Origin of the sequence: Paenibacillus sp. PvP094 (genome assembly GCF_040546835.1) — a bacterium.
Classification (GTDB): Bacteria; Bacillota; Bacilli; order Paenibacillales; family Paenibacillaceae; genus Paenibacillus; species Paenibacillus illinoisensis.
Genome location: NZ_JBEPOM010000001.1, coordinates 4356008 through 4375691, shown reverse-complemented (window position 1 = coordinate 4375691; position 19684 = coordinate 4356008). Strand labels below are relative to the sequence as shown.

Annotated in this window: 18 protein-coding genes; 5 read left to right on the top strand and 13 right to left on the bottom strand. The window is 47.9% G+C overall.

Annotated elements, in window-relative coordinates; translation table 11 throughout:
- The first annotated feature begins 38 nt into the window (after window positions 1-38).
- Genes ABIC22_RS20200 through ABIC22_RS20180 form a run of 5 tightly spaced genes read left to right on the top strand, consistent with a single transcriptional unit; the run spans window position 39 to window position 4733 of the window.
- Window positions 39-1286 (top strand): glutamate-5-semialdehyde dehydrogenase, encoded by a 1248-nt coding sequence (locus tag ABIC22_RS20200; RefSeq protein WP_354483330.1) that lies wholly within the window; start codon window positions 39-41, stop codon window positions 1284-1286.
- Between the two features lie 36 nt (window positions 1287-1322).
- Complete coding sequence (proC, locus tag ABIC22_RS20195; RefSeq protein WP_170948280.1) at window positions 1323-2183, top strand: pyrroline-5-carboxylate reductase; 861 nt, start codon at window positions 1323-1325, stop codon at window positions 2181-2183.
- Window positions 2180-3403 (top strand): 2,3-diketo-5-methylthiopentyl-1-phosphate enolase, encoded by a 1224-nt coding sequence (locus ABIC22_RS20190; protein ID WP_354483328.1) that lies wholly within the window; start codon window positions 2180-2182, stop codon window positions 3401-3403. Before proC ends, ABIC22_RS20190 begins: the two co-directional genes overlap by 4 nt.
- Window positions 3400-4077 carry a 2-hydroxy-3-keto-5-methylthiopentenyl-1-phosphate phosphatase gene (locus ABIC22_RS20185; protein ID WP_354483326.1) on the top strand — a complete coding sequence of 226 codons (678 nt, stop codon included), beginning with the start codon at window positions 3400-3402 and terminating at the stop codon, window positions 4075-4077. The genes ABIC22_RS20190 and ABIC22_RS20185 overlap by 4 nt, the downstream gene beginning before the upstream one ends.
- A gap of 2 nt (window positions 4078-4079) precedes the next feature.
- The gene (locus ABIC22_RS20180; protein ID WP_193724062.1) at window positions 4080-4733 is read left to right on the top strand and encodes a methylthioribulose 1-phosphate dehydratase; all 654 of its coding nucleotides are present in this window, start codon (window positions 4080-4082) and stop codon (window positions 4731-4733) included.
- A gap of 122 nt (window positions 4734-4855) precedes the next feature.
- On the opposite strand, the gene ABIC22_RS20175 is transcribed toward ABIC22_RS20180, so the two are convergent.
- From ABIC22_RS20175 to dinG, 13 genes are all read right to left on the bottom strand, one after another.
- A complete protein-coding gene (locus ABIC22_RS20175; protein WP_483312555.1) occupies window positions 4856-6145 on the bottom strand; it encodes a multi-tm2 domain protein in 1290 nt (429 codons plus the stop codon).
- A 27-nt stretch (window positions 6146-6172) separates the two neighbouring features.
- On the bottom strand, window positions 6173-6625 hold the full coding sequence (locus ABIC22_RS20170) for a hypothetical protein (protein WP_127540347.1): 453 nt from the start codon (window positions 6623-6625) through the stop codon (window positions 6173-6175).
- A complete protein-coding gene (locus tag ABIC22_RS20165; protein WP_236146820.1) occupies window positions 6618-7109 on the bottom strand; it encodes an RNA polymerase sigma factor in 492 nt (163 codons plus the stop codon). The genes ABIC22_RS20170 and ABIC22_RS20165 overlap by 8 nt, the downstream gene beginning before the upstream one ends.
- Before the next feature lie 274 nt (window positions 7110-7383).
- Window positions 7384-8085, bottom strand: coding sequence for a DnaD domain protein (locus ABIC22_RS20160; RefSeq protein WP_110758966.1), 702 nt, complete (start codon window positions 8083-8085; stop codon window positions 7384-7386).
- A 17-nt stretch (window positions 8086-8102) separates the two neighbouring features.
- Window positions 8103-9398 (bottom strand): asparagine--tRNA ligase, encoded by a 1296-nt coding sequence (gene asnS / locus ABIC22_RS20155; RefSeq protein ID WP_127540342.1) that lies wholly within the window; start codon window positions 9396-9398, stop codon window positions 8103-8105.
- A gap of 101 nt (window positions 9399-9499) precedes the next feature.
- Entirely contained in the window at window positions 9500-10705 is a 1206-nt protein-coding gene (locus ABIC22_RS20150) for an acetate kinase (protein ID WP_127540340.1), read from the bottom strand.
- Window positions 10702-11574, bottom strand: a complete 873-nt coding sequence (locus ABIC22_RS20145; RefSeq protein WP_095292788.1) for a 3-hydroxyacyl-CoA dehydrogenase family protein — start codon at window positions 11572-11574, stop codon at window positions 10702-10704. The genes ABIC22_RS20150 and ABIC22_RS20145 overlap by 4 nt, the downstream gene beginning before the upstream one ends.
- A 133-nt stretch (window positions 11575-11707) precedes the next feature.
- A complete protein-coding gene (locus ABIC22_RS20140) occupies window positions 11708-13210 on the bottom strand; it encodes an AAA family ATPase (protein ID WP_127540338.1) in 1503 nt (500 codons plus the stop codon).
- Window positions 13203-13730, bottom strand: coding sequence for a hypothetical protein (locus ABIC22_RS20135; protein WP_095292793.1), 528 nt, complete (start codon window positions 13728-13730; stop codon window positions 13203-13205). Before ABIC22_RS20135 ends, ABIC22_RS20140 begins: the two co-directional genes overlap by 8 nt.
- 298 nt (window positions 13731-14028) lie before the next feature.
- Entirely contained in the window at window positions 14029-14559 is a 531-nt protein-coding gene (locus ABIC22_RS20130; protein ID WP_354483320.1) for a hypothetical protein, read from the bottom strand.
- A gap of 44 nt (window positions 14560-14603) precedes the next feature.
- Entirely contained in the window at window positions 14604-15908 is a 1305-nt protein-coding gene (locus ABIC22_RS20125) for an amidohydrolase (protein WP_354483318.1), read from the bottom strand.
- Window positions 15895-16548 carry a redox-sensing transcriptional repressor Rex gene (locus tag ABIC22_RS20120; RefSeq protein ID WP_127540332.1) on the bottom strand — a complete coding sequence of 218 codons (654 nt, stop codon included), beginning with the start codon at window positions 16546-16548 and terminating at the stop codon, window positions 15895-15897. Before ABIC22_RS20120 ends, ABIC22_RS20125 begins: the two co-directional genes overlap by 14 nt.
- 188 nt (window positions 16549-16736) lie before the next feature.
- Window positions 16737-19607, bottom strand: coding sequence for an ATP-dependent DNA helicase DinG (gene dinG / locus ABIC22_RS20115; protein ID WP_354483316.1), 2871 nt, complete (start codon window positions 19605-19607; stop codon window positions 16737-16739).
- Window positions 19608-19684 lie beyond the last annotated feature (77 nt).

Here is a 19684-nt window from a genome sequence, read left to right as displayed (position 1 = left end):
AGAGACATGGACTTGCATAAATGAAGGAGGAATTTCAGATGAGTGAAGTAAGACAAAAAGCCAGCAAAGCTCAATCGTCTGTTCCACAGTTAAACCGTTTGAGTACAGACCAGAAAAATAAGGCCTTGCTTGCCATGGCGGATGCGCTTATTACGGAATCGGAATCCATTATTACGGCCAATGCGGAAGATCTCGAACGTGGCAGAGAGCAAGGGACGCCAGAATCCATGCTTGATCGTCTCGCTTTGAACAAAGAGCGTATCGCGGGAATTGCGGAGGGATTGCGTCAGATTGTTGAACTCCCAGATCCTGTTGGTGAAGTACTGGAGTCATTTACGCGTCCAGATGGACTCCACATTGAAAAATTAAGGGTGCCGATTGGACTGATTGGCATCATCTATGAAGCCCGTCCTAACGTTACGGTTGATGCAGCAGGACTATGCCTTAAGACAGGCAATGCCGTTCTGCTGCGCGGGGGTTCTTCTGCCCTCTCTTCCAATCGTCGTATTGTAGAAGTACTCCACCAGGCACTAGCCAAAACAGACCTTCCGCCGGATGCGCTGCAGCTCGTGGAAGACGCTAACCGCTCTTCCGTCGATGAAATGCTCAAGCTGAATGGACTACTGGACGTCATTATTCCAAGAGGCGGTGCTTCACTGATTCGTAACGTGGTGACCAATGCAACGGTACCTGTCATCGAAACAGGCGCAGGCATCTGCCATACGTATGTGGATGAAACGGCGGATCCGGTCATGGCAGCAGAAATTGCGATCAACGCAAAAGCACAGCGCCCATCCGTATGTAATTCCATGGAAACCCTACTGCTTCATCCTGCTTATGCAGAAAAGCATTTGCCTGCCTTGGCCGAACAATTCCGCGAGGCGAATGTTGTATTGAAGGGTTGTGACACGACTCGTCGTCTGGTCCCTACTGCCCTTCCCGTGACGGCAGAAGACTACGGTACAGAGTATAATGATTATATTTTGAATATACGAGTTGTGCAGGGTCTGGAAGAAGCCATGCAGCATATTGCCACGTATGGTACCAAACATTCCGAATGCATCGTCACCCGTGATACAGCTCATGCGGAACGCTTTTTGCATGACGTGGATGCTGCCGCCGTTTATCACAATGCTTCCACCCGCTTCACGGATGGATTCGAGTTCGGTTATGGAGCCGAAATTGGAATAAGCACACAGAAGCTGCATGCTCGTGGTCCAATGGGACTGCCTGCCCTTACTTCTACCAAATACCGCGTTACCGGCAATGGACAAATTCGGCAATAATATCGCAGCCACAGCCATATAGGAGGAACGATAACCATGAGTCAAGAACAACAGACGTTATTACAACAAAAGATTACTTTCCACGGAGCAGGTGCCATGGCAGAAGCCATTGTGCGCGGACTGATCTCCCGCCTCGTTGTACGCCCGCAGGATATTACGATGCTGAACCGGAGCAACCAGAAACGTCAGGAAGAGCTGAGTACTCGTTATGCCGTTCATACCGGAACAGCCTCCCAATCATCTGAAGTGCTCTCCGCTTCTCCCGTTATTGTATTGGCCATGAAACCGAAAGACGCTGCGGCAGCTCTTCGTGAGCTTGGTCCCCTCCTGTCACCGGACCAGCTTATCGTCTCTGTCATCGCCGGATTATCCATCCGCACGATGCAGACACTGCTTGGCCGCAAACAACCGATCGCTCGCTCCATGCCGAATACATCCAGTACGATTGGACTTGGTGCAACAGGGCTTGCCTTCTCCGCCGAAATTACAGATGAGCAGCGCAGTACGGTCATGACGATGTTTGAAGCGGTGGGCATTGTTACCATTGTTCCTGAAGAGAAACTGGAAGTGCTCACGGGTATTTCCGGAAGCGGCCCAGCTTATGTATACTATTTGATGGAAGCCATGATCGCCGCGGGGATCCGCGGCGGACTGTCCAGCCAGCAATCCCGCGACCTGACTGTTCAAACTGTACTTGGTGCGGCGAGAATGGTTCAGCAAACGGGAGCGGAGCCCATGAAGCTTCGCAGTGATGTTACCTCACCTGGAGGCGCCACACAGGCAGCACTCAAAACACTGGATGAGGGCGATTTCTTTGAAAACGTGATTGCAGCCGTCAACCGCTGCGCAGAGCGCTCACGGGAGATGGGAGCTGCTCTGGAAGGAGATTTACGATGAACAACATGTGTACTGCCACATATCGTCTGCATGATGATCGTGCAGATTTCCGCAAAAAGGCGGAATCCATTGCAGTCGGCATGACTGTCGGCAGTTGGACTGAATTGCCGCAAGCCAAGCGTGAAGCCATGCAGAAACATCTTGGCGAAGTGATAAGCGTAGAAGTACATGAACATGAGGGCATGGCTCCAGGAGAACGATATGCAGATATTACGATCGGATATCCTGATGTGAACTTCAGCCGCGATATTCCGGCTCTGCTCGTTACCGTCTTCGGTAAAATTTCGATGGATGGCCGAATCAAGCTGACAAGACTGGGCTTCTCGGACGGATTCCTAAGTGCATTCCCTGGTCCCAAATTCGGACTGAATGGGGTTCGTGATCTGCTTGGTGTTCATGATCGTCCTTTGTTAATGAGCATCTTCAAATCAGTCATTGGTCTGGATGCAGATGAGCTGCGCGAACAGTTTATCCGTCAGGCTCTGGGCGGAGTTGATCTGATCAAGGATGACGAAATTCTGTTTGAGAACAAGCTGACACCTATCGAGAAAAGAGTCGAGGTTTGCATGAAGGCTGCTGAGCAGGCCCGCCAGGAGACTGGCAAGAAATTGCTCTACGCCGCCAACCTGACCGGCCCAACTTCCCGCTTGAAGAAGCAGGCTGAACGAGCGATTGATGCGGGTGCCAATGCCCTGTTGTTTAACGTTTTGTCGTACGGATATGACGTTCTGCATGAGCTTACAAGCGATCCGGACATTAACGTGCCAATCATGGCGCATCCTGCCCTTGCTGGCGCACTGTACCCTTCACCGCATTACGGGATATCCGCTTCGGTGCTGCTGGGTCAACTGATGCGTCTTGCCGGAGCGGATCTCGTTCTCTTCCCTTCGCCTTACGGATCGGTGACCATGCCAAAAGAAGAAAATATGGCCATTACGGAGCAGCTGCTCTCCAAAGATCTCCCGGTCAGAACCAGTATGCCGGTTCCATCCGCTGGGATTCACCCAGGTCTTGTGCCATTAATTCTCCGTGATTTTGGCATGGATGTTATCGTGAACGCAGGTGGAGGTATCCACGGACATCCAATGGGTACTGAGGCAGGTGGGCGTGCATTCTTGCAAGCCATTGAGGCGGCACAGCGCGGAATTCCGCTTGCAGAGTATGCATCTGAGCACCCCGAGTTGAAAAGTGCACTGGACCTGTGGGGTGGAGAACGATGAGAAGTGACAAGAAAACGGTCATTTTCTGTGATTTTGATGGCACGATTACCCTTTCGGACAATATTGTGGCGATCATGAAGCACTTTAAGCCTGAAGGATTTGAGGCAATCATGAAAGATACGGTGGATCAAAGCATTACCCTGCGTGAAGGGGTCGGAGCCATGTTTGCTCTGCTGCCTGCATCGCAAAAGGATGAAATTGTTGAATTTGTGCTTGGACAAGCAGGCATCCGCGAGGGATTTGGCGAGTTTCTGGAATATGTTCGGAACGAAGGCATTGAATTTAATGTGACCAGTGGCGGTATGGACTTTTTTATCGAACCACTGCTTGCACCTTTTAACATTCCACATGATCACATCTATTGTAACGGTGCAGACTTTACAGGTGATTTCATCCGAATTGAATGGCCTAATCCATGTCAGCCCCCTTGTGATAACGGCTGTGGTATGTGCAAAACGACGGTCATCCGCACATTCCCCGAAGAACAATATAATCGGATTCTGATCGGAGACAGTCTAACCGATTTTGAAGGTGCCAAAATTGCCGATCTAGTGTACTCCCGTTCCATCCTGACGGACAAGTGCATCGAACTTGGTGTAGACCATGTCCCATTTGCTACCTTTTACGATATTATGGAAGACATGAAACAGAAGCAAACACAAGGAGTGCTGTAAAAATGGGTTTTGAGAAGATTACATTGGAACACAAACGTCAGGTGCTGGAGGAACTTGCTGATATTAAAGCCCTCTTTGCCAGCCGCAACTGGTTCCCTGGAACAAGTGGTAACCTGTCGATGCGTGTGGGAGAGTTTGATCCCGAGCAATTTTATTTTGCCGTTACGGCTTCAGGCAAGGACAAATCTCTTCGCACGCCGGAAGATTTCCTGTTTGTGGACAAGCATGGTAAAGCGATCGAAACAACAACCCTGAAGCCAAGTGCAGAAACACTGATTCATTGTGAAATCTATCGGTTGACTGGCTGCGGGGCTGTATTCCATGTACACACTGTATTTAACAACCTGATCAGCGAGTTCTTCGGCGGAGAAGGTCATGTGCCGATCCAAGGCATTGAACTGATCAAGGCTTTTAACATTTGGGAAGAAAATGCCGAGATTCGTGTGCCGGTACTGCCTAACTTTGCTGATATTCCATCCATTGCCGAACTGGTTCCAGGTGTGCTTGACTCAAAAGTGCCGGGAATTTTACTGCGCAATCACGGCATTTATGCCTGGGGCAAAGATGCATTTGAAGCCAAAAGGCATCTGGAAGCGTTCGAGTTTCTGTTTGAAGTGATGTATCGTCAGCTGCTTCTGAAAGGTATTTCGAAATAGCCATCATTTTCTAACTGTTATTCAGGACCAAATTAAAAACACGCTATGACTGAATGTTCAGCTCATAGCGTGTTTTTTTGGTTTGGGGCTCCTACAAGCCCGAAATTCATCTTAATTTACAATCAATTATCCCGATCCTTGAACAGGAACAGATTAGCCGAATCGTCTTCTTTTCCGTTTAGTCCGCTATGCTGCGCAATTGGACGCTGCTTGCCAAAGAGCAGCTTCAATCCGCCAAAAATAAGCAATAGCGAAACAATAACCGTGTTCACATAGGAACGAATTTCATACGTCATAAACAGATTAGGGAACATTTCGTTCAGTTGTGGAATGACAAGCCGGATTGCCAGATAATACACGCCAAGTGCTGCAATGCCGAATCCAATCAAACGCTGATGTTTAGCCCAATCCTTAAATATCGGTTGATCCGTAAGCGGTTCCCGGCCATATCGGCTTGAACATTGCAGTCCATCAAAGAAGCTGTAGAACCAAACCAGCGGAATCATGAACAGGAAAACGGACAAATGCAGCAGGTCCAAAATATAAATGCTGCCGAGGAACAGGAACATTAATTGCATTCCTCGCTTCTGAAGACCCAGGTATAGATGACCTGCCCCTGGAAATGCCGACAAGAGGGTAGCTAACACCTTGCTGCGTCGTCCAGATGCTCTGCCCATTTCCAATTCTTCGAACAATGTACGGTCCTGCAAGACTTCACCTGCCTGCTTTCGATGTACATGTTGTACAGCGTCAAACATGCAGTAAACCCAAATGACTGGCAGAATAAGCAGAAACATCAGAAAGGTCTCTTCATTGGTAATGGAAGCAACAAAGACCATCATCGCGAAAGAGCCAAAGAATGCGATCAAAAAGGATAGTCCCCGATGAAGCAGCCCCAGATGAAGATGTCCCAGACCTGGGATGAAAGACAGTAAAATAGTAAAGAATCGTTCACCTTCACTGCCTTTGCGATAAACGGGGGGGCCGTATGTACCCTCAGGAATACCATATCCACCTGCAGAATGCTGACGCATCTCTTCCCCATTCATTGGCTCCATAACGCCATTTGGATCTGGATAGCCCTGTTCATAAGGACCTCCTGGATATGGACCATATTGAGCCTCGTAGCCCCTGTAATGAGCATTACGTGCAGAAGGGGTACGCAGCAGAACTATGATGATGTCCAACATGTTGATGCACCAGAAGAAAAAGGCAGCGAGTGCTCCGAATATCATCAGGTCCCGTTCATCGCCAATTACTGCCAACATGAAGGCACCTATCAAAGAGCCAAACACGAGTAATGGGTAAATCATCGCCTTAGCGGTTCGACCCCAATAGAGAAAACCAAGACCCGGGATCACATTTAATAAAAATGCAAATATTTTGTTGCGATCTGATTGCACAGTCGTCATCCTTTCTTTTCAGGCAATGCGTATGATTTATGGTTTAGGCTTGAAGTTATCCAGCCAATTGGTGGCGGCTTCCGTCCATTTTTGTGTAAAAGATCCCCGCTGCTCGCCGTCATTGAACTTGTGATAGGGCGCTACCTTATCAAACACTCCGGAGGAGAGAAAGATCAGCGTCAGGCAAGCCGCTACAGCATAATGAAACACCTTGTGCTCCAGCCAGCGTCTACTTCGGCCTGAACGTGATTTGCGCTTGCTTCCTGACTGGTTCAGATCCGTAATACGCTCCATGATGGAATCGGCAAAATGGGCCGGGTTCTCCAGTTGTGGCCATGTTTGATGAATCCCCATCGCTTCCAGATAGTTATCCATGGCTTCCGGATCTTCAATGATAGCCTTTTCCATGGTAACAGCTTGGTCACCGGTAACTCGTCCTTCAATATAATCCGTCCAGTCCTGCACACTGTACATCTCGTTTTTACTCACGCCACTCATCCTCCTTCCAATGACTTCTGATCCACTGCCGGGCACGGTACAAACGGGATTCCACGGTTTTGACAGCCACCTGGGCATCATGTGCGATCTGCTCATAATTTTTTTCGCTTAAATAATACGCCGTAATAATGTCCCTATGCTGGGCAGGCAGTTGGTTAATTCGTTCACGCAGGGTTTCCTTGCGCTCTTCCCGAACGAGCCGGGCCAAAATATCTTCCTCGCTTCCAGGCAGGTTGATTATTCGTTCTTCTCCACCCAGATCTTCACTGCTTCGCCGGCCTAACTTGCGTTTTGCATCAATGGCTTTGTGAAAGGCAATTCGGGTAAGCCACGTTTTGAAGCCTTCGGAACGGTACTCGGGGAGAGATTTATACATCTGAATGAACGCCTCCTGAGCTGCATCCTGCGCCTCCTGATCGTTCCTGAGTACGGAATATGCCACATGATATACATGCTGGCTGTACTTATCGATCAACAAGCGAAATTTGGATGCATCTCCTTGACGGATTTGTTCGATTAAGCGCGCTTCGTCAATGACTCTCCCCTCCTCTCCACTACAATAGACGACAACGTTCTGGGCTGCCCCTGCGTATTTATATAAATTTTTTAAAAATTCTTATCATAACAGTGCCTGAATAGATGATGAGTTCATCAATCACTTCATTGTAGACATCCTTATTTCCTTCCAGCATCAAAAAACAGGCTCAGAATGTTTCTGGCCTGTTCCTTGATTTTCCTTTGCACTCAGACTAGCGTCCACCGCTGCGAAAACGCTGCGTGTATGCCTTCGCGTCCTGAACATTCTTCACCCGGTTGCGACTCCACTCCAGCAAAATGCGGTCAATATAGCGGAAATGTACTTTACCGGCAAATACCGCTTCCTTCAGGGCCATCAATATCAGTTCTTCCTGATAACGGTCCTGATCCAGCCAGCTGGAGATCGTTTCGCATTCCATGGGTGAAAGCGGGCGACCAAATTCTTTCTCGAAGATGGAAAACATATTACGTTCTTCCTCTTCTATTTGAACACTGTTCGAATTAGGACGTGCTGTCATGCTCATTTGCTGCTGCCTTGCGGCTGCCGCATCTTCAGCAACACATGTTGCGAGTTTGGCATACAATCCATGCAGATCGTAACGCTCATACTGAATATCCCGCTCTTCGTCCCGATGCTCATCAATGGATATATACCCATCCCTCATCAACCGCTGGAGCATTCGGGCAATGCCTTCGGGGGCAAGTCCCATTCGTCCCGCGAGTTCTTCCAGGGTAGGAAACTCATTGAATTCTGCCTGACGGTAGCCGAGCAATTGAATCAGCAGAAGCACTTCGGCATCTGATAATCCGAGTTGGTGATAAAAACGCAACAAAGCATACGGGAGCTGTGCTGTCCCAGACGTTAACCCGTAAGCTACACCACTGAGCCACGCTTTGGAGCCGGTTTCTTCCATAGACTCGCGATTAATCATTAAGGGTACAGACGGTAGAGCATACGCGGGAATGCAATTGTCTCACGTACATGATCCAACCCGCAGATCCATGCTACTGTCCGCTCCAATCCCAGACCGAATCCGGAGTGAGGTACCGATCCGTATTTACGCAGATCCAGGTACCATTGATACGCCTCATCAGACAATTTGTGCTCTTCAAAGCGCTGCTGCATCAACTCGGGATCATCGATACGTTGGGATCCGCCAATGATTTCGCCGTAACCCTCTGGTGCGATCATGTCAGCGCAGAGAACCACTTCCGGACGATTCGGGTCCGGTTTCATGTAAAATGCCTTGATGCCAGCCGGGTAATGCGTAATGAATACAGGAGTATTATACTTCTCCGCAATCGCTGTCTCGTGTGGAGCACCGAAATCTTCTCCCCAAGGAATATCGAAGCCTTGTCCATTCAAGAACTCAATCGCTTCATCATACGTAATACGAGGGAATGGAGCTGTGATTCCTTCCAGTTTGGATACGTCACGCCCGATGGATTCCAGTTCGGCACGGCAGTTTTTCACGACAGACTGAACCACGTGTGCAATAAACTTCTCTTGTACTCGCAAACTTTCTTCGTGATCCACAAAAGCCATTTCCGGCTCAATCATCCAGAACTCGATCAGGTGGCGGCGAGTTTTGGATTTCTCAGCACGGAACGTTGGTCCGAAGGAATATACTTTACCCAGCGCCATTGCTGCAGCTTCCATGTACAATTGGCCACTTTGTGTAAGATAAGCATCCTCATCAAAATATTTAATGTGGAACAGGTTAGTTGTTCCCTCAGCGGACGAAGGTGTCAGAATCGGAGGATCAACCTGAGTGAATCCGTTACCATCAAAAAACTGCTGAACTGCACGGATAATCTCTGCACGAATCACCATAACAGCACGTTGCTTCGTAGAACGCAGCCATAGATGACGATGATCCATCAAGAAGTCCACACCATGCTCTTTCGGTGTAATCGGATAGTTTTCAGTCAAATGAATGATCTCCACGCCCGTAACCGTCATTTCATATCCGGATGCGCTGCGCGGTTCTTCACGAATAATTCCCGTTACATACAAGGAGCTTTCTTGCGTGAGGCTTTTGGCATCATTCCATACCTCTTCGCTAACTTCACTCTTTACGACAACCCCTTGAATATATCCGGTTCCATCGCGCAGCTGCAAAAATTGAATTTTGCCGCTGGAACGTTTGTTATTAATCCAGGCACCGATCTTCACGGTTTCGCCCACATGCTCATTCACATTACGAATTACACAATCCGTACTCATGCCCATATCTCCCCTTGGTTCCTAAATTTGAAAATGCAGCGGGCAGGCCTCAGCCTGTCCCCTGCACTTCCTTGACATGCTATATTCACTTTACAATTAGATTACTGAGAATTCAATACGATTCGGTGTGTATCACGTGCAATCACCAATTCTTCATTGGTAGGTACAACAAGAACTTCCACCTTGGAGTTTGCTGTTGTGATCCGGCGCGGTTCGCCGGAACGGATGGCATTGAGAGCTTCATCCACTTCCACACCCAGGTAAGTAAGCTGTTCGCATACTTTTTGACGAAGAACTACGGAGTTCTCGCCCACACCTGCTGTAAATACAATCACGTCCACACCGTTCATTGCTGCTGCATACGAACCGATGTATTTACGCAAACGATATTCGTACATTTCGAATGCAAGGGTGGAGTTCGCATCACCGTTCTCCATTCCTTCCGTAATCTCACGCATGTCACTGCTGATGCCCGAGATGGCAAGCAGTCCGCTATGTTTGTTCAACATGGAGTTCACTTCGCTCACGCTCAGTTCTTCCTTGTTCATCACATAAGGCACGATGGCCGGGTCAAGGTCACCACTGCGCGTTCCCATCATCAGACCTTCAAGCGGAGTCATACCCATGGATGTATCTACGGATACGCCACCTTTTACTGCCGTTACGCTACCACCGTTACCGACGTGGCAAGTGATGATTTTGAGGTCTTCTACTGGACGGCCTAAATACTCAGCTGCAGTCTTGCTTACGTAGTCATGGGAAGTACCATGGGCACCGTAACGACGCACTTTGTATTTTTTGTACAGTACACGCGGAATCGCGTAGAGATATGCTTTCTCAGGCATCGTCTGATGGAATGCTGTATCAAATACCATGACCTGTGGTACACCTGGCATATTGAGTTCAGCCGCACGAATACCCATCATTGCTGCTGGGTTGTGAAGTGGTGCCAAATCGAACAAGCGGCGAATTTCAGCCTTCGCTGCATCGTCAACCAGTGCGGATTCCTTGAAGGCTTCCCCGCCGTGAACGACACGGTGTCCAACAGCCTGAATCTCATCGACTGAACCGAGCACACCGTTTTCTTTATCTGTCAAAATATCGATAACTTTACGAATTGCCGTTGTATGCTCCAAAATTTCACTAACTTCTGTAACATCCTCACGGCCAGTCGGTTTGTGCGTAAGAATGGAGGAATCCATCCCGATCCGTTCAACCAGTCCTTTAGCGAGTACGGACTCATCCGTCATGTCATATAATTGATATTTAAGCGAGGAGCTCCCCGCGTTGATTACGAGTATTTTCACAGCCGGTCACCATCCTTGTCGTACTTGAAGAATCCTTCGCCCGTCTTAACACCGAGATGTCCTGCACGTACCATTTTCTTCAATACGGTAGAAGGACGATATTTGAGCTCTCCGAATTCACGGAACATTCTTTCCAGCGCAGCTTCAACGGAATCCAATCCGAAACGGTCAGCCATCTCAAGCGGGCCATGCTGGAAGTTGTATCCGATACGCATTGCATCATCGATATCTTCAGCAGAAGCCACGCCCTCTTGAAGGACATGAAGAGCCTCGTTGATCAGCAAGCAGATCAGTCTGGACGTAACGAATCCAGGGGATTCATAGATCATTACACCTTTTTTGTCTACAACCTCTTCCACAAATCTTCTTGTTTCATCGAAAGTGGAATCGGATGTTTTCAAACCACGAATAATTTCTACAAGGTCAACCCGGGAAACCGGGTGAATAAAGTGCATACCAATAACACGCTCTGGGTATTTGGTCGAGCTTGCAAGCTCGGTCAAACTCAGCGTGGATGTGTTACTTGCAAGAATAACGTTGCTTGGGCAAACTTGATCCAATTGACTAAATACCGCCTTTTTCGCTTCCAGGTCTTCCGAGATCGTTTCGATAACCATATCGCATGATCCCAGTTCTGCCAGATGAGCTACTTTGGTAATACGGGATAAAATCAATTTTTTCTCGGCTTTGGTAATAGCCCATTTCTCTAATTGCTTATCGAGGTTTGTTTCAATCATGTCATATGCATGGTTAAGCTTCTCCGCCGTATGCTCCACTAGAAGCACATCAAGTCCTTTGGCTGCAAGCATTTGGGAAATGCCTTGTCCCATGGTGCCGCCGCCGACAACTCCTATTTTTTTAAAAAACATGGTTCTGCTCCATCCTTTCGGTTCTCTATTTCTCTATTGTACCCTGTTCGCCGAAAATTACAAATTTCGACCCAACATATAATAATATCTTAGCACGAGTGAAAAGTAAAAAAAAATAACCGGCATAAATAAATTATGCCGGTAAAAGGGCGCTGTCACGAAATTGACAACGAAATTGCTCCCCAGACAAAACTTCTTCTCTCATCAGCGTATCCAATGAATTGTCGAATATTGTCCGTTGTTCTTCGAGCAGACGTTTGGTCTGATCCATCAGATCCTGCAGAATCATTTTATTTTCGCGCATGAGCTCTTCTGTTGTAACCATATCCATGTTTACAATACCAAGCGAGGTCAGACCCGAAGCCATCATGGTCTGTACAACATTGGTCGCCTGTTCGAAGTCATTGCGTGAACCGGTACTGCGACCACCATAGTACATTTCTTCAGCGGCTGCACCGCCAAGTGCAATCATGATCTGTTCTTCCAGAAAACGCTTGGTGTATAGGAATTGCTCCTGCTGCGGATTGTGACGTACATAACCGAGTGCCTGTCCACGCGGGCTGAGAGCTACCTGGCTTACGCTGCCAGGACGTACGAGCTCTGCCATGATGGCATGTCCCAATTCGTGAATGGCTACCCGTTTTTTCTCTTCAACACTGGATTCACGATCTGTCTTCTCACCCATCATGACTTTATCAATCGCCAGAGACAAGTGGCGCTGTTCAATGTTGAGCAGTCCATCTCTCATGGCGTAGATTGCTGCTTCATTCATGACACTTTCAAGCTGTGCACCTGAAAAGCCGTAGGATTCCTCTGCTGTTTTCTCCAGGTTTACACCTTCCATAAGAGGTTTATTCACCGCATGAAGCTCTAAAATATGTTTTCTGCCTTTCTTGTCAGGCAGGTCCACCTGGATATGACGGTCAAAACGTCCCGGACGAGTTAAGGCGCTGTCCAGCATTTCCTTACGGTTTGTTGCCGCAATAACGAGAATACGCGGTGTATCAGATGTATAAATTCCGTCCATTTCCGTTAACAGCTGATTGAGCGTCTGGTCATACTCACGCTGCTGACCGCCTTCACGTTTACCACCAATAACATCAATCTCATCGATAAAGATAATGGCGTTCTCTTTGTTTTCTTTGGCGGCACGTGTTCTGGCATCACGAAACAAATCACGAATTCTTCCTGCACCTACGCCGACGTACATTTCTACAAACTCACTGCCTGAAGCAGCAACGAATACGGAATCAGTATAATGTGCAGCCGCTTTGGCCATCAGGGTTTTCCCTGTTCCTGGAGGGCCCGTAAGCAGGATCCCCTTCAATGGGCGAATCCCGAACTTCTGAATTTCTTCATGTTTGATGAGAAAATCAAGAGCCTCCCTCAGCTCCTGCTTGGCACTATCCTGGCCGCCAATTTCCTCAAACGTCAGTTTGGAAGGTCCTTTTTTCTTGCGCTTACGTTCCTGACCCGCTCCAACCGTAATGCCACCACGCATCTGCATCATAAGCAGCAGTCCGCCCACAACCGCCGCTGCGATCAGAATCGGAAAGATATTCACACCAATAAAAGCGAGAAAAATAATCAACACGGGGACAAAACCAATGGCAACTTCCTTCGTCCATTTAGGCATTAGGCCACACTCCTATCTGGCCGGGTACACGCGGCAGAATAATAAACTTGCTGGCATCTCCGTCTCTAAGACTTACATATACGTTATTGTCATCCATGGCAGTATTCACTTGAATACCATTGGTCGCCATCTTGGATAATGTTGGTGTAATTTCGGTGTACTGCTTGTTCTCCATCGCCTGAGCAACGGTAAACATCGCATCGCCCCACCAGTTCTCCAGGGCTTCATTCGAATGATCAACGACATCAAGTTTCAATGAGCGCGAGCCGATCAGGGTCTGTCCTTCTTTCTGAATATATTGAACCAATCTGCCCAAATCTACATTTGGCTGCAAATCAAGTTTCAATTGTACATCATTGCGGTTAATAGTTAACTGAACATCATTAACCCCTTCATACTGGGTTACCATTTTTTCAATCGGATTCTGCATGGCCACCTGACGATACACAAACCAACCTCCAAACAACACAACGGCTGAAATGACGGCAGTTAAAGCAATAGGCAATACTTTTAGCTTCAAGTGAGTTTCCCCTCCCAAATTTTTGGCCCATCCCTATAGCTTATAGGCATAATATGAATTGTGTACGAATGACCTGTGATGTGCCCAACAGGTTTTATTTCTGTTTGATGTAACCTTGAATACATATTTGAGTATATCACATCGTATATACAATTTCGAAGGCGAAAATATGAATAAATTATTAATTTTAACTATTCAAATCCAGAATAATTTTCGAGATACGCCAAAAAACCGGATCAGGCGGGGTTCCGTCTGCCGGTTCTTTGAAGATTTTACCTAAAAAATCTCTGAATATCTGTTAACTGTTTGGAATCGTATAGACCAAATCAACCTGTTCTCCATTGCTGAAGCGATAGAATCGATAATAGTTGTGCGTATCATCATTGTAATAAACTTGCCATACATAGACGCCATTGACGACTCCAGGCATAATTCGTTTGATCTCTCCGCCCGGTACTTCAGAGCTGAATCGATTGCGAACTTGTGCTTCCGATAACCCGTTCTGCAGCAATTCACTGTGCACAGCATTGCTTCCTGTGACCGGTTTATTGGTTGCATCAAACTTAACCCAGACGGCGATGTCCTGATTATCTTTATTTTTGGCCATCATCGTCCAGTAAATGTTATCTTCGCCTTCTTTTTGACCCCAGACGTATTTTCGGAGATCCTCATAAGAAGTTATCCCGAGCTGCTCCTGCGCCGCTTGAATAGCTAGCGCTTCTTCGTTGCGCTGGTCCTGGGTAATATAGACATAGAAGCGCTGTAATCCAAACAGAATCAAAATTAGGATAAGCAGCGAGATCCAGATCCATTTCTTTTTTCTTTTCAAAAGCCGAACTTCCTTTCCCCTATGACGCTGCTGCTATTCTGAAATTAACGGGCGAGCAGTCCGTCAAATGCAAGTTGAGACTCGCGCAGAATGCGCTCTTCATCCATAGTAAGACATTCACCATGTTTCACCAGCTGTTTGCCGTCAACCCATACATGCTCCACATCCTTGGCTGAAGCGGAGTAAATGGTATGAGAGATCAGATCCGTGTGCGGATAGAAGTGTGCTTGTTCAATATTTAGCGCAATGAAATCAGCCTTCATGCCGACTTGAAGTGCTCCCGTATTGTTCAGGAAGATGGATTTGGCACCATACCCCGTTCCAAGTAGCAGCGCTTCTCCCGCTGGAACCGCTGTTGGGTCACCGGATACTCCCTTGTGAATCAAAGCAGCCAGTCTCATCTCTTCAAACATATCCAGGTTGTTGTTGCTTGCTGGTCCGTCTGTTCCCAGAGATACGGTTACTCCAGCTTTCAGCAGATCCGGAACACGCGCAACACCCGAAGCAAGCTTCAGGTTGCTTCCCGGATTGTGAGAGACCGCTACATCATGGCGTGCCAGAATTTCAATCTCCTCATCATTCAAATGCACGGCGTGAGCTACGAGAGAAGGTCGAGAGAAGAAACCGAGCTTTTCCAGATGTACCACTGGACGCAGTCCATAATCCGTTACATTCTGTTCGACTTCGCGAAGGGTTTCCGACATATGGGTGTGCAGCGGCAGATCCAGATCATGTGCAACCTGTACCAGCTTCTCTATGTAATCCGGAGGGCAAGTATACGGCGCATGCGGTGAGATGATCGTCGTAATTCGACCACCAGCCTGTCCGTTCCACTCGCGTGCAAACGCAGCCGATTCTTGCAGTTTGCGCATTTGCTCTTCTTCGGAACAGAGACCAATGACACCACGTGCCAATGCGGCACGAATCCCGGATTGTTCAACTACTTTTGCCACCTGGTCCATATGATCATACATATCCAGGAATGCCGTTGTTCCGCCTTTCAGCATTTCTAATACAGAAAGGGAGGTACCCCAATACACGTCCTCAGACGTCATTTTCGCCTCCATAGGCCACATTTTCTCCTGAAGCCATACTTGCAGGGCCAGATCGTCCCCGTGGCCTCTCAGAAGCGACATGGCTGCGTGACCATGCGTATTGATCAGACCCGGCAAAAAGACCAGTCCTTTGCCATCAACCTTTGGCAGGCTCTCATCTCCATCCGGCAGTGTCTCACCAATATGCACAATCTTATCCTCTTCAACGACCATATACCCTTGAACCACGGTCCATTCCGTACCACTATTTACAGCAAATTTGCCGTTATGAATTACCCATCTATTTGTCGTCATCTTCCTCGTCGTCCTTTCCGTTCTCCAGATAATAAGCCAGGCTAAGCAGATCCGTTGTAAAATCAGCATGATGAATGCGGACGTGCGGTGGTGTTTTCAAGATGGTAGGTGCAAAGTTCAGAATCGCTTCAATGCCGGATTCCACGAGCTGATCGGCTACGTTCTGAGCTTCGGTATCCGGAACGGTAATGATTCCAATACGAATATTATCTTTTTTGACCGAATCCGTTAGTTCATTCATGGGCTGTACTTTCAGGCTGTTAATCTGACTGCCGATCTTAGGACCGTATGCATCGAAAACAGCAACAATTTTCATGTTGTCTTTCAGATAGGCGTTGTAATTGGACAATGCATGTCCCAAGTTACCAGCTCCGACCAGAGCAACATTGATTTGCTGATCAATTTTCAAAATATGACGGATTTTCTCGATTAGATACGATACGTCATATCCAATGCCTTTGCGACCGAAGTCCCCAAAGTATGCAAGGTCTTTGCGAATCTGGGCAGGATTAAGATCCAGGCGTAGTCCCAGTTCCTGTGATGACACCGTGCCTACCTCACGTTGATGCAGTTCATTCAAATAGCGCAAGTAAACAGGCAATCTGCGTACCACAGCTTCCGAAATTTTATCTGATTTCATTACATTACTCCCCCTTACCAAGGCCACAATAGATAAATAAAAATGTAGCATCCCGCATAACCTTTTTCGTTTCCGAATGAAATCATGCAAGATGCCTTATAAAATATCAAGTTAAAAGTGCTTCAAAAATAATTCACACCCTAATAAAGTTTACAGCGAGAAGCCCTTATTACGCAACGACGTCATCCCTAATTCGCCGTAGTTTCATCCTGTGCTGGTGTTTCCAGCCACTCGCTAATCCGTGGAACCATCTGTTCAGTCAGCATATGTTCCATTTTGGGACCGGGTAATGAATATAGGAAATACTTTCCGTAATAAGACTCAATTACCCTTGTATCGTAAACGATGACAATGCCCCGATCCTTGGCCGTACGAACAAGCCTGCCGAATCCCTGCTTGAAACGGATGACGGCCTGTGGAACAGACAGCTTCATAAACGGATTCTTTTTCTGTTCCTGCAGCAGTTCACTCTTCGCCTCGACAAGCGGATGGTTCGGTGGCTGGAAGGGCAATCTCACAATGGCCAGACAGGTTAGCGCCTCGCCAGGGATATCTACCCCTTCCCAGAAACTGCTGGTGCCCAGCAGAACGGTTGCTTTTGCATCCTGGAACCTGCGTGTTAACTTGGAACGACTGCCACTATCAACGCCTTGACCAAGCAGCGAAATATCGTTACCCGACAGCGCTTCTTTTAATGGGTCGTAAACCTGGCGCAGCATTCGGTATGAAGTAAAGAGCACCATCATGCGGCCCTTTGTCGCAATAGCCGTTTCGGCCAGAGATCGTACAAGCATGTCGACAAAGTGAGCATCCCCCACACTGCCTTTTACGCTTGGGAAATCACGAGGGATGACCAGCAAAGCCTGGTCCCTATACCGGAATGGCGATGGCAGCATGGACGTCAGCAAACGGTTATTATCGGCTGCTTCCTGCAAGCCAAGCTGTTCAATCATGAACTGAAATGACTTATCGACCGAGAGCGTAGCCGAAGTAAGGACAACGCTTTTCTTTTTATCGAAGAACATGTCCTTCAACTGTGCACTAACATCGACAGGAACGGCATACAGCTGCAGTGATTTGCTGCGGAATTGGCCGCTTGCCTCCATCCAGTATACCGTTTTGGCATCATCCATTCGCATGAAGAAACGAAGGTTTTCTTTGAGCGTTGCCAAATCCTTAAGCAGACTTGTAATGTCCGTGATCAAGCTATCCGATTGATAATCGTCCTGGTCTTCTTTCACTTCAAGAAGCAGCTTGTCTCCCTTGCGGATCAAGTCCCCCAGTGTGACATAAATCTGGTTCTCGTAATCCTGCAGCTCCTGCCACTTCGCCGGTTTCATTGAAGGCTTCAGTCTGAGGGAAAATTGCCCCGTTTCTCCCGGAGAAGCATCACTCCGCTCAGGCAGCAGGTTAAACAAGGCATCGCTCAAACGATCCCACATTTCTTTGACTTCAACAGCGAGCGGAAACATCTGGTCAATGACTGAGCCCCACTGCACCGAATTTTCATGCCCCGCCAGTTGTGTTCGCAGCATGGGAAGCTGACCGTTCCGACTATCCTTAAACAATCGGGTCAGGGTATGAACCAACGTGAAATATTTCATGTGAAGACCCAGGTGCTTACCCGCCACATCCTCAAGATGATGAGCCTCGTCGATTACGAGACTATCGTAAGCAGGAAGAAGCTGGTGAGCTGCTTTTACATCCGTAAACAATTTAGAATGATTCGTAATGACGATATCGGACAATCCTGCTTCATGCTTCGCCCGATGGTAGAAGCACTTCCTGAACCACGGACAAGAACGTCCCAGGCAGGATTCCGATTCGCTCTGTACCGTTTCCCAAAAGTCCCCACCGCGCGCACTGAGGTTCAGCTCCTCGTCATCTCCAGTCTCTGTCTGGGTGAGCCACACAATCATCTGAGCCGCTGTAAAATAATCTTCTTTCGGTGTAGCGAACTCACGTTTGTTGATCTTGTGCTCAAACTTCCGAAGACACAGGTAGTGCCCCCGACCTTTGAACACGGCAGCCTTAAACGGAAAAGGCACCACTTTGGTCAGCAGCGGGATATCACGCTCCCGAAGCTGTTCCTGCAGGTTGATGGTATGCGTGCTAACCATTACTTTTCGTTCCTGCTTCACACTTTCATATATGGCCGGCAGCAAGTACCCCAGGGATTTCCCCGTACCCGTACCTGCTTCAATTAACAAATGCTTTTCTTCGTCCAGCGCTTGCCTTACACTGCTGAACATCTGTGTCTGTGCCTCGCGTTCTTCATAGTGATCCAGGGTATCCTGCAGATTGGCCCGGACCTGATCCATATACTGCTCAAAACTTACACCTTCGAGCGGATTACCTTCGCGTTCATCGCGTGGAGCACCGATCTCAGTCCAATCACTCACATTCAAGGCCAATTGGCGGTAATACGTATGTCCATCCAGATCCTGTATGGGCTCTGCTTCCTTCTCACTGCGCATGCCGTCGAAGAACCAGCCCAGATCGCTGTCCTCAGGTGCAAACAGGTCGCTGAGACGCTGTATCGTAATCAATGGCAGTTGACGCAGTTCATCCAAACACTTCAGGAGCACATAGGCCGTTGCCAAAGCATCACTGTCTGCCTGATGAGGACGGTCGTGCTGGAATCCGAATTCTGAAGATACATACCCCAGTTGATAAGAACCAAGTGAAGGAAATGAAATTTTGAGAAAATCAATGGTATCCAGAATACGTCCGGTGAACGGCAAGTAGCCGCATCGGTCAAGCGCATTCTGAAGGAAATGAAAATCAAAAGCCACGTTGTGTCCCACCAGGACAACATCGTCAAGCAGCGGAACCATCTCCATCATCATCTCTTCGAGTGAGGGAGCGTCCGCCACATCTTCGTCAGTAATCCCGGTTAATCCCGTAATAAATGGAGGAATAGGCACACCAGGGTTTACATAAGAACTATATATTTGAGTTATGCTGTAGTCATGATCTATGATGGCAAGTCCGGCTTGTATAATCTCACCGTCGGACTGCGTGCCGGTTGTTTCGAAATCCAATACGGCAAATTTCATTGCAATGTACAAGTCCCTTCCATTCCAGTCTATGTTACAGCATAGCAAAAAAACGGGCATTTGAAAATTAACTGACA

Excerpts from the sequence above, each read along its gene's own strand:
- dinG (WP_354483316.1), bottom strand. The coding sequence starts at position 19,607 with ATGAAATTTGCCGTATTGGATTTCGAAACAACCGGCACGCAGTCCGAC.
- ABIC22_RS20175 (WP_483312555.1), bottom strand. The coding sequence starts at position 6,145 with ATGACGACTGTGCAATCAGATCGCAACAAAATATTTGCATTTTTATTA.
- proC (WP_170948280.1), top strand. The coding sequence starts at position 1,323 with ATGAGTCAAGAACAACAGACGTTATTACAACAAAAGATTACTTTCCAC.
- ABIC22_RS20120 (WP_127540332.1), bottom strand. The coding sequence starts at position 16,548 with ATGAAATCAGATAAAATTTCGGAAGCTGTGGTACGCAGATTGCCTGTT.
- ABIC22_RS20180 (WP_193724062.1), top strand. The coding sequence starts at position 4,080 with ATGGGTTTTGAGAAGATTACATTGGAACACAAACGTCAGGTGCTGGAG.
- asnS (WP_127540342.1), bottom strand. The coding sequence starts at position 9,398 with ATGAGTACGGATTGTGTAATTCGTAATGTGAATGAGCATGTGGGCGAA.
- ABIC22_RS20200 (WP_354483330.1), top strand. The coding sequence starts at position 39 with ATGAGTGAAGTAAGACAAAAAGCCAGCAAAGCTCAATCGTCTGTTCCA.
- ABIC22_RS20185 (WP_354483326.1), top strand. The coding sequence starts at position 3,400 with ATGAGAAGTGACAAGAAAACGGTCATTTTCTGTGATTTTGATGGCACG.
- ABIC22_RS20145 (WP_095292788.1), bottom strand. The coding sequence starts at position 11,574 with ATGTTTTTTAAAAAAATAGGAGTTGTCGGCGGCGGCACCATGGGACAA.
- ABIC22_RS20125 (WP_354483318.1), bottom strand. The coding sequence starts at position 15,908 with ATGACGACAAATAGATGGGTAATTCATAACGGCAAATTTGCTGTAAAT.
- ABIC22_RS20160 (WP_110758966.1), bottom strand. The coding sequence starts at position 8,085 with ATGGAAGAAACCGGCTCCAAAGCGTGGCTCAGTGGTGTAGCTTACGGG.
- ABIC22_RS20140 (WP_127540338.1), bottom strand. The coding sequence starts at position 13,210 with ATGCCTAAATGGACGAAGGAAGTTGCCATTGGTTTTGTCCCCGTGTTG.
- ABIC22_RS20190 (WP_354483328.1), top strand. The coding sequence starts at position 2,180 with ATGAACAACATGTGTACTGCCACATATCGTCTGCATGATGATCGTGCA.